The organism is Anaerobacillus arseniciselenatis (assembly GCF_001865995.1).
Lineage (GTDB): Bacteria > Bacillota > Bacilli > Bacillales > Anaerobacillaceae > Anaerobacillus > Anaerobacillus arseniciselenatis.
The window spans coordinates 14011-27100 of the sequence record NZ_MLQQ01000035.1 but is presented as its reverse complement, the minus strand read 5'-3'; the positions used below and the strand labels follow the sequence as shown (position 1 = coordinate 27100).

Annotated in this window: 11 protein-coding genes; 4 read left to right on the top strand and 7 right to left on the bottom strand. The window is 36.2% G+C overall.

Annotated elements, in window-relative coordinates:
* Positions 1-94: 94 nt before the first annotated feature.
* Entirely contained in the window at positions 95-1810 is a 1716-nt protein-coding gene (gene acsA / locus BKP35_RS12560) for an acetate--CoA ligase (protein ID WP_071313706.1), read from the bottom strand.
* A 175-nt stretch (positions 1811-1985) separates the two neighbouring features.
* On the opposite strand from acsA, the gene BKP35_RS12555 reads away from it, so the two are divergent.
* The 3 genes from BKP35_RS12555 (at position 1986) to BKP35_RS12545 (ending at position 4554) form a co-directional block, all read left to right on the top strand.
* Positions 1986-2618 carry a GNAT family N-acetyltransferase gene (locus BKP35_RS12555; protein ID WP_071313705.1) on the top strand — a complete coding sequence of 211 codons (633 nt, stop codon included), beginning with the start codon at positions 1986-1988 and terminating at the stop codon, positions 2616-2618.
* Positions 2619-2725: 107 nt separating this feature from the next.
* Positions 2726-3370: an acetoin utilization AcuB family protein gene (locus BKP35_RS12550; RefSeq protein WP_071313704.1), complete on the top strand. Its 645-nt coding sequence runs from the start codon at positions 2726-2728 to the stop codon at positions 3368-3370.
* Positions 3367-4554: an acetoin utilization protein AcuC gene (locus BKP35_RS12545; RefSeq protein WP_071313703.1), complete on the top strand. Its 1188-nt coding sequence runs from the start codon at positions 3367-3369 to the stop codon at positions 4552-4554. The genes BKP35_RS12550 and BKP35_RS12545 overlap by 4 nt, the downstream gene beginning before the upstream one ends.
* Positions 4555-4941: 387 nt before the next feature.
* Here BKP35_RS12545 and BKP35_RS12540 read toward each other — a convergent pair whose 3' ends face one another.
* From BKP35_RS12540 to BKP35_RS12515, 6 genes are all read right to left on the bottom strand, one after another.
* Positions 4942-5640, bottom strand: a complete 699-nt coding sequence (locus BKP35_RS12540; RefSeq protein ID WP_337959647.1) for a 5'-methylthioadenosine/adenosylhomocysteine nucleosidase — start codon at positions 5638-5640, stop codon at positions 4942-4944.
* A gap of 355 nt (positions 5641-5995) precedes the next feature.
* Positions 5996-6763, bottom strand: a complete 768-nt coding sequence (motS, locus tag BKP35_RS12535) for a flagellar motor protein MotS (RefSeq protein ID WP_071313702.1) — start codon at positions 6761-6763, stop codon at positions 5996-5998.
* The gene (gene motP, locus BKP35_RS12530) at positions 6753-7568 is read right to left on the bottom strand and encodes a flagellar motor protein MotP (RefSeq protein ID WP_071313701.1); all 816 of its coding nucleotides are present in this window, start codon (positions 7566-7568) and stop codon (positions 6753-6755) included. Before motP ends, motS begins: the two co-directional genes overlap by 11 nt.
* A gap of 39 nt (positions 7569-7607) precedes the next feature.
* Complete coding sequence (gene ccpA / locus BKP35_RS12525) at positions 7608-8612, bottom strand: catabolite control protein A (RefSeq protein WP_071313700.1); 1005 nt, start codon at positions 8610-8612, stop codon at positions 7608-7610.
* A 236-nt stretch (positions 8613-8848) separates the two neighbouring features.
* A complete protein-coding gene (locus BKP35_RS12520) occupies positions 8849-9409 on the bottom strand; it encodes a hypothetical protein (protein WP_071313699.1) in 561 nt (186 codons plus the stop codon).
* A 109-nt stretch (positions 9410-9518) separates the two neighbouring features.
* Positions 9519-10595: a bifunctional 3-deoxy-7-phosphoheptulonate synthase/chorismate mutase gene (locus BKP35_RS12515; RefSeq protein WP_071313698.1), complete on the bottom strand. Its 1077-nt coding sequence runs from the start codon at positions 10593-10595 to the stop codon at positions 9519-9521.
* Positions 10596-10927: 332 nt separating this feature from the next.
* Here BKP35_RS12515 and pilM point away from each other — a divergent pair, with 332 nt between their 5' ends.
* Positions 10928-13090 carry a cell division protein FtsA gene (pilM, locus tag BKP35_RS12510; protein ID WP_071313697.1) on the top strand — a complete coding sequence of 721 codons (2163 nt, stop codon included), beginning with the start codon at positions 10928-10930 and terminating at the stop codon, positions 13088-13090.

Genomic DNA, 13090 nt, shown 5'->3' with positions numbered 1-13090 from the left:
GAGACAAATTCTAAATACAAGCGAAATTTATTTGCCATTCGTCTGTATTTAGTGTCAAAGGTGACTGACAAATTTTTAGGACACCCTTCTCCATTTAGTCTTCCATCGTCGATAAATCACCTGTTGGTAAATCTAATTCCCAAGCTTTTAATACACGTCTCATAATTTTGCCACTTCTAGTTTTAGGTAGCTTCTCTTTAAACTCGATTTTTTTCGGTACAGCATGTGCAGATAATTCTTCTTTTACAAATAAACGAATTTCTTCTTCTAGATCACTAGTTGGCGTATACCCTTCACGTAAAGAAATAAACGCTTTAATTCTCATTCCTTGAACTGGATCAGGTATACCTATGACACCCGCTTCAGCAATTGCTGGGTGCTCAACTAGCTTACTTTCCACCTCGAATGGTCCGACTCTTTCTCCTGATGTATTAATGACATCATCTATTCTACCTTGGAACCAAAAGTAGCCATCTTCATCCATATAAGCTGAATCTCCAGAAATATACCAACCGTTATGCGTAAAATATTCTTTATATTTATTAGGATTATTCCAAATAGATCTCATCATTGATGGCCATCCCATCTTTAATGCTAAATTCCCCATTCGATTTGGAGGAAGTACATTTCCATTGTCGTCAATTATTGCTGCTTCGATTCCTGGGATCGGTTTCCCCATAGAACCAGGTTTTATATTTAAGCATGGATAATTACAAACCATCATTGCACCTGTTTCTGTCATCCACCACGTATCATGAATCCTTAAATTAAACACTCTTAATCCCCAACGAACGACTTCAGGGTTTAACGGTTCACCCACACTTAATATATGACGTAGTGATTTTAAATTAAATTTTTGCGTTAACTCCTCACCAATCCCCATTAACATACGAAAAGCAGTCGGAGCGCTATACCAGACAGTAACTGAGTAATCTTCGATCGTCTGATACCAGTCGTTAGGATTAAACCGCCCACCTCTTACTACATTCGTTACACCATTCAACCATGGGCCAAACACTCCATAAACAGTCCCTGTTACCCAACCGGGGTCAGCTGTACACCAATATATATCATCTTCATTCAAATCTAACACCCACTGTGCTGTTTGATATTGCTGTATCATTGCATTATGGACATGTAAAACCCCTTTTGGTTTCCCTGTTGAACCTGAAGTATAGTGTAAGAGCATTCCATCTTCACGATCCATCCACTCTATTTCTAGTTCATCACTAGCTTCCTCGAAATGTTTATTAAAGCTCACAATTTGATCGGTTTCCTCAATCTCATCTCCCACTAAAACTATCTTTTCTAATTTTGGTAATTTTTCTAAAGGGACACGGCTAACTAGTTCAGGAGTTGTTACTAAAATTTTAGCTTCACTGTCATTTAATCGATCGTAAACTGCTGCATCCATAAACGCTTCAAAAAGTGGTCCGACAATTGCCCCGACTTTTATTGCACCTAAAAGACAAAAATACATTTCCGGAGAACGTGGTGTATAGATAAACACTCGGTCACCTTTTAATACATTAAACTTCTTAAACATATTTCCTGCTTTATTTGTCATTTCCATCATTTCTTTAAACGTAAATTGTTCTTTTCTATATTCATCTTTATAATATAAAGCAACTTTATCTTTTTTTGTGCTTAGAGCATGCCGGTCAATTGCTTCATGTACGATATTGATTTTCCCAGTTTTAAACCATGAAAACTTCGCTTCTACTTCACTCCAGTCAAAATGCTCTACAGCATTTTCATAATCATTTAAATTAAAGCTCCCTCTAAGAGCAGGTATAAACTCCATGTTCATTGTGTAAACTCCCCCTTTATATACCATTTTTTTTATTGTAATATAAATTATGAATTTTCTCAATTCTTAAAATCTTTCATAATAATATGTGTCAAATTCGTTATAATGCTAAAATTATGCAAAAATTAATGTATAATAGACATTATTGAATCTTTTACTTCAAGGTGGTGTGCAAATGAAACATCAAAAAACGTACAATGCACTAGAGTTACAAACAGGACAATTCACACTAATTATCGAAGGTCCACTTTCCGCAAAAGAAATTGAAACGTATAAGTTTCATGAAGGATTAACTGCGTTTAGACCATCAGAAAAGCAAAAAAAAGCTCTTTTAGGCATTGCTGACCTTCCAGAAGGAAGAATAATCGTCGCTCGACATAACGATACAATCGTTGGTTATGCGACTTTCGTTTACCCTGATGAACTTGAAAGATGGTCACAAGGTAAGATGGAGGATTTAATAGAACTTGGAGCAATTGAAGTTGCTGCACCATATCGCGGATGTAAAATCGGTAAAAATTTACTAAAAGTTTCGATGATGGATGACGCAATGGAAGATTATATTACTATTACTACTGAATATTATTGGCATTGGGACTTAAAAGGAACAGGATTATCGATTTGGGATTACAGAAAAGTAATGGAAAAAATGATGAGTGCTGGTGGTTTAATATGGTATGCAACTGATGATCCCGAAATATGTTCCCACCCAGCAAACTGCCTTATGGTAAGAATCGGTAAGAGAGTTCCTCAAGAATCCATTCAAAAATTTGACCTTATCCGATTCCAGAATAGATTTATGTATTAAATTTTAAATTTTGAGTTTTGAGTTTTTGAGAGTTAAGCTCCGCTGCTCTTCTTTCATAAATTATAATTCAAAAGTTAAATGCAATATTGGCAAAGGGAGTGAAATTCATGATCGTTGAACAAATAATGAAGCGTAATGTATTTAGTATTGATATCACAACAACGATTCAACAAGCTATTGATTTGATGGATAATAATCGAATTCGCCACCTCCCAGTCATCAATGAAAAAAAAGAACTTATCGGAATTGTTTCTGATCGCGACATTCGCGATGCAAGACCGTCTATTTTTGATACAGATAAACATGAAGACTATTTTTTAAAACCAGTTTCAAAAATTATGGTGACCAATGTTATAACGGGGCACCCTCTTGATTTTGTTGAGGACATTTCTTCGATTTTTTATGAACATCATATCGGATGTTTACCGATCGAAGAAGACAATAAATTAGTAGGGATTATTACTGAAACTGACTTATTACACACTTTAGTACAGTTAATGGGAGCTCATCAGCCAAGTTCACAAATCGAAGTACAAGTTGAAAATGTTGCTGGAATGCTTGCTGAAATTGCTACCATTATAAAAAAGCGAAATATCAATATTACGAGTGTTTTAGTTTATCCTACAAAAGATTACGAACATAAAGTTCTTGTGTTTAGATTGCAAACAATGGATCCACGGGGGGTTATTACTGATATTGAAAAAGAAGGCTATAAAATTATTTGGCCCAATTTACCGGGGATGACACCATGAACAATGCTGCTTTTATTTATTCCCGAGAACAGCAAACGTATAAATTTAGTGATGACCACCCATTTAACCAAAAGCGTTTAGATTTAACTTTCGATCTATTAAATAAGTGTAACGCCTTAAGCAAACAAGACATTATACGACCGCGTATGGCAACCGATGAAGAATTATATTTAATCCACGATAAAGATTACGTTGATGCTATAAAAAAAGCTGGTAAAGGCGAATTAAGAACGTCTATCGCTAATACATATGGTATCGGCACCGATGACACTCCTGTGTTTGAAAATATGCATGAGGCTTCCTCCCTTTTAGTTGGTGGAACATTAACAGCCGTTGACTTAGTTATGGAGGAAAAATACTTGCACGCATGTAATTTAAGCGGAGGCCTCCACCACGGATTTAAAGGGCGAGCCTCAGGGTTTTGTATTTATAATGACAGTTCGATTGCCATTGAATATATGCGTAAAAAATATCAAGCGAAAGTTTTATATGTTGATACAGACGCCCATCACGGTGACGGGGTGCAATGGGCTTTTTACGACTGTGACGACGTGTGTACATTATCAATTCACGAAACCGGTCGCTTCCTGTTTCCTGGTACTGGAAACATTAATGAAAGAGGAAGTGGCAAAGGTTATGGTTATTCTGTAAACATACCTTTGGATGCGTTTACAGAAGATGCTTCCTGGATAGATGCCTATAAAACTTCTTTACGAGAAGTAGCCGAGTTTTTTAAGCCAGATGTAATTATTACACAAAATGGGGCTGACTCTCACTACTATGATCCTTTAACACACCTTTGTTCAACGATTGATATATATCAAGAAATCCCAAAGTTAGCTCACGAAATTGCTCATGAGTATTGTAACGGCAAATGGATTGCAGTAGGTGGTGGAGGATATGACATTTGGCGCGTTGTCCCACGAGCTTGGGCTATGTTATGGATGGAGATGACAGATAATCTAATTACAAAAGGGGCACTTCCTAAAGAATGGGTCGAAAAATGGCAAAAAGAAGCTCCTGTAGAGCTCCCGAATACTTGGGAAGACACTCCACCTATTTACCCAGAAATCCCAAGGAAAAAGGAAATCAATGAAAAAAATGCACTAACTGTCAAAAAAGCACTTTCTCATATTCGTAATGAAAGGATAAAAAGGGAAAGTAATTCATTAAACAATAAATAAGTTTTTTCACAAAATAAAAATTCAGAACATTTAAACTTAGCAAAATAAACAAAAAGTTAACTTGTGGTTTGTTGGTTTGTTGGTTAGGTCGCGTCCTCGACTTAATTTTCATATTAGATGGTGGCGGCATCCCGCCATGGGGGTTTTGTATGATAATAGCTTGGAGGTGGATTTTCTTTCACGAGCCTCTAAAATTCGATAGAAGTTTACAGCGAAGTGAAAGAAAATCCACCTCCAATTTTCATTCTAGATGGTGACGGAATATCGTTATTTGCGTTTTGTATAAAAAAAGGCGGATGATTTCGTGAACGAGCCTCTGAGATTCGTTAGAAGGTCACGGCGAAGTGAAGGAAATCGTCCGCCTTTTTCGTATGTAGAAAGCTACATTTATATATTTTCTACGATTGAATGAACAATAGAAAATGAACGTTCTGAAGCAAGCTTCGTAAACTCTGTAAAATTAACGTTTGCTTCACCATTTGCTTTGTCAGACATCGAACGAATAATAACGAATGGAATTTTATTTAACATAGCTACGTGAGCAACAGCTGCTCCTTCCATCTCAACACATGAACCACCAAAAAGTTCACCTAATTGAGCAACCTTTTCATGATCTGCTATAAATTGATCACCACTTAATATCGTTCCCTTTACTACGTTTATGTTATCTAGTTTTTTTGCTCCTTTTTCAGCTAATTGGACAAGTGCTTCGTCCGCTGGAAAAAGTGAAGGATAGTTAAACATAGGTACCTCACCTTTTTTAAATCCTAAAGCTGAAGCATCAAGATCATGCTGAAGCGCATTTTTTGAGATGACAATGTCTCCGATATTTAATTTAGGATCGACAGCCCCTGCTACCCCTGTAAAAAGAATATTAGTTACCGAAAAATCGTTAATTAAAAGCTGAGTAGTAATTGCTGCATTTACTTTACCAACACCTGATTTGCACACGACAACTTCTTTACCATGTAACTGTCCAACGTAAAACGTAATCGTTGCCTTCACTACCTCTTCCTTCACTTCAATGTTTTCCTTTAATAACTTTATTTCTTCATCCATTGCTCCAATAATTCCAATTTTCATCATATAACATCCCTTCTGAGTTTTGAGTTTTGAGTTTTGAGTGTTGAGTTTTTGGTTTTGGTTTTGAGATCAGTATGCTATATATCTTATTAAATGGTGACAACAATCCTCATGAAGGATTTAAATGAAAAAGAACGAGCGATTTCCTGAACGAGCCTCTAAAATTCGTTAGAAGGTGCTCCTGCGGTTACTCGTCGCAAAGCAGCACGGGGCCTTTGCCCAGAAGCGTGCCATGATGTGATCGAGGTCAGTAGCTTTAAAGCGAAGAGAAGGAGATTGCTCGTTCTTTTACAATGTAAATTGTACATGAACAAAACTAAAAAGAAAACCTAGGAAGATTTATCCTAGGCCGTTAAAATTAATATTCTTCAGTTTCGTTATAGTTAGGGTCTGAAATAACAATGACTACACGACGATTTTTTTGAAGGTTTTCAGCTGTTGTATTTGGAGCTACCGGTCTTGTATCACCGTAGCCTACTGCCATGAAGCGATAGGGTTCAAGGTTATTATTATTATCTAGTAAATATCGTATAACACTACTTGCCCTGGCACCTGATAGTTCCCAGTTTGAAGGATATCTAAACGTATTAATTGGACGGCTATCGGTATGCCCCTCCACTTTAACTAAGTTCGGAATTGTTTCTAACAATGTTCCAACTTTGCTTAAAAAAGGTCTAGCACCATCTAAAATTTGAGCTTCTGCTGTTTCAAATAACGCTCTCTCTTGAAGAACTAGTACTACTCCTCGGTCATCACGGGAAGCTGTAATTACTTCATTTAATTGATTTCCCTCTAAAAATTTCCGTACTTCTTCATAGAGTTTGTTTAATTCTTGGTCAGAACTATCACCTTCTGAAACATCTTTAAACGGATCATTAACATCGTCATGAGGGTCTCTTTTTACGTCTATATCCTCAGCTGGATTTTCAAAAGGGATCATTGATGGGTAAAAGTCAAATATCGCTCGTTCCTGAAAAGATTCAGCAATGGCACGAAATTTAGTCGCATCTACCACTGAGATTGAAAACAAAAGAATAAAGAATACTAGGATAAGAGTCATTAAATCAGAAAAAGTAACAATCCATTTGGCTGGTCCTCCTTGCTTTTGCTGACGTCTACGCTCCATCAACAGTGACCCCTTCCTCTTCTTCCTCTATCTTTTGTTGTGTTTTCGGTAAAAAGGCACTAAGTTTTTCTTCTAAAATTTTTGGGTTTTGGCCTGACTGAACACCAATAACCCCTTCAATAATAATTTGCTTTTCAAAAACCTCTTCTTCAGTCTTAGTTGCTAGTTTGTTAGACATAGGAATAAATACTAAATTTGCTAATAATGAACCATAAAGGGTTGTTAAAAGTGCTAAAGCCATATTAGGGCCAATCGTCGATGGATCCGTTAAATTTTGTAACATTAAAACTAATCCAATCAATGTACCGATCATTCCCCACGCTGGTGCATACTCACCAGCTCTTTCAATAATTGCTCGTCCTTTACGGTGGCGCTCTTCCATTGCAACGACTTCAGCCATCATTATATCTTTAATAATCTCTGGTTCAATCCCGTCTACAGCAAGTAAAACCCCTTTTTGAATAAATGGATCTTCAACTTCTTCAAGGGAGGCTTCAAGTGCTAGTAGACCTTCTCTCCTTGCCTTAGTTGATAAATTAACAAACGTATTGATTAGCTCTGGAAAATCTTTAGGCTCTGACCTAAAAGTCTCAGCAAATACTTTAGGTATTAGCTTTAAATCAGCTAGTGAAAAGTTAATTAATATTGCAGCAGTAAGACCACCCAGTACGATTAAAAAAGAAGCAATTTGTATAAAAAATACAACGTCAGACATACCTCTTTCTGAATTGGTAAAAATTGCAAATAACACCATTGTCAAACCAATAAAAATACCTATTGGAGTAAAAATATCAAATTTTTTCATAAACCTCTCCCTAACTACAACAAAAAACGTTCTCTTTCTTTATGTTTGTTTTGTTGATTGTCTAAATTCAATTCGATGCGGAAGTAAGACAACCTCATCTGTAACTTCTTCTTTATTCATGTATTTCGTTAATAGGCGCATTGATACCGCCCCGATATCATACATTGGTTGGACAACCGATGTTAACGTCGGACGTACCATTGCCGCTAACCTAGTGTTATCAAAACCAATGACTTCAACATCGTTTGGAACTTGTAGACCGCGGTCTTGAGCGCCATGAATGATTCCTAAGGCCATTTCATCTGTCCCAGCAAAAATAGCTGTCGGAACTTCATCGAGCTCTAAAAACTTTTCCATCGCTTCGATTCCCGAATCATATGTGTAATCCCCTAAAATGACATAATCATCATCAAAAGTGATCCCGGCTTCTTCAATAGCACGACGGAAGCCTGCATATTTTTGATAGCCATTTACAGGATCTTCTAAAGACCCAGTTAACATTCCAATCTTTTTGTGACCATTGTTTAATAAAAACTTGATCGCATCATAAGCTGCTTGTTCATAATTAATATTTACAGATGGGAAATCTTTCTCCGGATCCATAGTCGCAGATAAAACAATTGGAACTGGCGAACGTTTAAACTGCTCAACATGTTCTTCGGTAATCTCCCCGCCCATAAAAACAATTCCATCAACTTGCTTTTCTAACAAAGTGTTCACAAGATGTATTTCTTTATCTTTGTTTTGGTCAGAATTACATAAAATAATATTGTACTTATACATTGTAGCAATATCTTCAATTCCTCTTGCTAACTCAGCAAAAAAGATACTTGAAATATCTGGGATTATCACACCAACCGTTGTCGTACGTTTACTTGCTAAACCACGTGCAACAGCGTTAGGACGATACCCTAACCTTTCAATTGCTTCTAATACTTTCTTTCGAGTTGTTGGCTTTACATTCGGATTTCCATTTACTACACGTGAAACAGTCGCCATTGATACTCCTGCTTCTCTTGCAACATCGTATATTGTTGTATTCACTTTGCTTAAGTCCTCCTAATTTTTATACCAAATAATGGTTTTCACTATTTTCAAGAATTTTAATGTTATCATACGATACATTTCGGAGGTCTGCAATCTCTTTACTCAACTTATATCGACAAGAAACGGATTTTTTTTTAGTGAATTGAATTTTTTTGTCGATACTCTTTCTCCAAAAATATGATAAACAATATTTTTATTGTACAATACTTTAAGTTTAATCGTAATAAAGCTAGCTAATTATAAAGTACAGTTTTTTGAACAATCTTCGGATTTTCGCCGAGTCTCGTTTTCATGATCGTATATTGTAAACGGGTATTTACGTCTTCTCTCAAATCCATTTCTACAACACTTTGAACAGTCGTATGTAGAACTACTTTTATTGTTTTCGGATCAGCATCAAAAATACTATACCAATCGATATCATCTTCTGATACTGCTAAAAAACTGTGATTATCACTTTTACTTATGTCGGTTATTTTTCTAGTCAACGTATCTGCTAATTCATTTGATAAATATGTTTGATAATATTCAAACAAATCGTTTTTAGTCGTAAATTGCTCTGGAAAAACTTTAAATCCTTTTTCATTAACATACGCATCATGAATAGGTTTTCTCATCATTATCTCTGCTTCTTTCAAAAATGAAATCAGTTGTTCGTACTCATATTCAGTAACACCTTGATTGGTAAAATCGAAATATTCTATCGGTGTATCCATTTGCCCTTGATAATTTGCTCCTTGACACCCCATTGATAAAGCTACTAGTCCGAAAATAATAGCAATGATCCCCTTCACCCTTATCACTCCTAAGCCATTTTTTGTTAGGATAACTCGAGCTTAGAAGAAGTATACTTTTTTGTAAGCAGAAAACCTTCTACAATATTGTAGAAGGCTCTCAACATTATTAAAGCTTATATAATCCTGATTCGCGAAGGTCACCCATGAATTTTGAGAATTGACCAAAGTCCATTTGTTGGGCCGAGTCGGAAAGTGCTACAGCAGGATCTGGATGCACTTCTGTCATCACTGCATCTGCACCAATCGCAAGCGCTGCTTTTGCTGTTGGAAGTAGTAAATCTCTCCTTCCAGTCGAGTGTGTAACATCAACCACAACTGGTAAATGCGTTTCTTGTTTTAAAATAGGAACTGCTGAAATGTCTAGCGTATTCCTAGTTGCTTTTTCGTAAGTGCGAATTCCACGTTCACATAAAATAATATTGCCGTTTCCTTTAGAAATAATATATTCAGCGGCATTAATAAATTCTTCAATCGTTGCTGATAATCCACGTTTCAGTAGGACAGGTTTATCGACTGAACCTGCTGCCTTTAATAACTCAAAGTTTTGCATGTTTCTTGCACCGATTTGAATAACATCAATGTAATCAACTGCTGTTTCAATATCTTTAGGATCAACAATTTCACTAATTACAGCCATATCTTCCTCATCAGCCACACGTTTTAAAATTTGAAGCCCTTCAAGACCAAGTCCCTGGAAGTCATAAGGAGACGTTCTAGGTTTAAATGCACCACCACGTAGTAGCTTCAGACCTTGTTCTTTTAAAACTTTAGCTACGCTAGAAACTTGCTCATAACTTTCAACTGAACACGGACCTGCAATTAAACGTTGCTTACCATCACCAATCTTTTCACCTTTAACATTCACTATCGAATCCTCAGGATGCTTCTTTCGTGAAACTAATAGCGCTTTTCGATTATCGTCTTCTTGAAGCTCAAGACTGACTTTAAAAATTTGTTTAAAGATATGCTGTAATGTGGATGTTTCGAAAGGTCCTTCATTATTTTCTGCAATCAAATCTAACATTTTTCTTTCACGAACAGGGTCAAAACGATTAACCCCTTGTGCACTTTTAACCTTTCCTATCTCTTGAACTAGCTTTGCTCTTTCATTAATTGTATCTAGCAATTGCAAGTTCACATCGTCTAATTTCTTTCTCAGCTCTTCTAACTGTTCATTACCCATTCGAACTCCACTCCTTGTTTAGTATTTAAAAATTTCTAAAAATATGATACATTTCTTATAAGTTACGGATTATTATAAACGATTATAAACTACTTGTCACGAACTTTTTCTTTAATAATTAAACGCTTTTAAGTGTTAAAGTGTTTTTGTCATGCTTATTTTTCTTACAAAACGCTCATGACGGTACATCCGTCACTATCTAATATATATAATAGCCTTGTAGTATGTAAAATCAGGCAGGAACCTAACTAACAAACTAACGACTGACTAACAAACCAACTAACCAACTAACCAACTAACCAACTAACCAACTAACTTAAGAAGGTGTTTAAATGGAAACAAATCAGCAAACGCCAATTTTTGCACTTGATATTGGGACACGCTCTGTGGTAGGACTTTTATTAAAAAATAATAAAAATAACTATGAAGTACTCGATATTGAAATTGAAGAGCATGACGAACGATCGATGCTTGACGGTCAAATTCATAACGTCCTCGCAGTCACAAAAGTAATCACTTCGATCAAAGAAAAACTTGAAGAGAAACATGGTCAATTAAAAAAAGTATGTGTTGCGGCAGCAGGCCGTTCCTTAAAAACGAAACGAGCCAAAGTTGAAGCTGATATTTCCAAAAAGCCGATTTTTGAGCACGATGATATTTTACATTTGGAGCTTAGTGCGGTTCAAAAGGCTCAGTATGAAATTGCACAAGAGTTTGAAGGCAAAAGTGTCAATTATTACTGTGTCGGTTATTCCGTACTATCGTACCAACTTGACGGAGAAGAAATTGGTAGTTTAGTCGATCAAAGTGGAGAAATAGCCTCAGTTGAGGTGATCGCTACTTTTTTACCAAAGGTTGTCGTTGAGTCGTTACTCGCAGCCTTAAATCGTTCTGGATTAGAGCTTGAAGCATTAACATTAGAACCGATTGCTGCAATTAATGTCTTAATTCCACCCACGATGAGAAGGTTAAATGTTGCCCTCGTTGATATCGGTGCAGGTACATCAGATATTGCAATCACAGATATAGGAACGGTGACCGCTTACGGAATGGTTCCTGTTGCCGGAGATGAAATTACCGAAGCGATTAGCGACCATTTTTTACTCGATTTTCCAGATGCAGAAGTAATAAAAAGGCAATTATCTACTCAAGAACAAGTCGTTCTAACTGATATTCTAGGTTTTGAAACGACACATACTCGTGAGGAGGTCGTTGAACCTATTTCAGGCGCGATTGAAAATCTTGCTTACAAAATCACTACTGAAATTTTAAATTTAAATAAAAAACCACCTAAGGCTGTGATGTTAGTCGGTGGTGGTAGTATGACCCCTAATTTAGCAAAAAAGATTGCTGCATCGCTTCAATTACCTGAAAACAGAGTGGCGATAAAAGGGATTGATGCAATTAAATCTTTAACGATACGAGAAAACCTTAAAGCTGGTCCTGAACTTGTAACTCCAATCGGAATTGCTATTGCAGCGAAAGAAAGTCCAGTTGAATATGTGAGTTGTAAAGTAAACAATGAACAGATCCGGCTTTTTGATATTAAACAATTGACAGTAGGAGATGGATTACTTTCAGCTGGTGTTGAACTTTCAAAACTTTATGGAAAGCCAGGTATGGCGATCATGGTTAAAGTAAATGGAAGACTTATCTCAATTCCAGGTGAACACGGCATGCCTCCAACTTTACAAAAAAATGGACAAGGATGCAGTTTAGATACCCCTTTAGTTGATGGTGATATTATTTTCGTTGAAAGTGGTGCAGAGGGAAGAAGTGCAACAGCAACCGTTAGGGATGTCATTGAAGTATTACCAAGTAAAAAGATTACGATAAACAAAAAAGACTACACATTGAAAGCATCGATCGCAAAAAACGGCATGGAAGCACAACTTACGGACATCATTGAAGATCGAGATGATATTGTCATAAATGAAAAAGTGACGATCGAAGAAGCTTTAAATATCCTTAAGTTATATGATGCCATTCAAAGTGTGAAACCTCTCAACTTTGAACTGAATGGGAAAAACATAACTATTAGGGACGAAAGTTGTCTTTTAAAAAATAATAAGAAGGCAAATCTAGCTACAACAGTTCAGAACGGAGATACGATCACTGTCAATGAAACTTTGAAACAACAAATAACGGTTGAAGAGCTACTTCTCCATGAAAATATTCCCTTCATGCATGAAATCATGATTTATTTTAATGGTAAGCCGATTCAAATATCTCAATCACTTGTTGAAGTAATACGTGGTGATGAGCCGTTACATGAAAAAAGTTATATATATTCTGGCGATAAAATAACCGTTAATGTAAAGCAAAAAGAGCCTTTTATTTTCCAGGACATTTTCCGTTTTATCGACTTTAACTTTTCTAGTGAACAAAACAAGACACTAACAATTTTACGAAATGATAACGAAGCTTCGTTTTCGACGCAAATTCATACAGGAGACCATCTCGAGATTAAATGGATGGAGAAAGTAAAAAGCTAG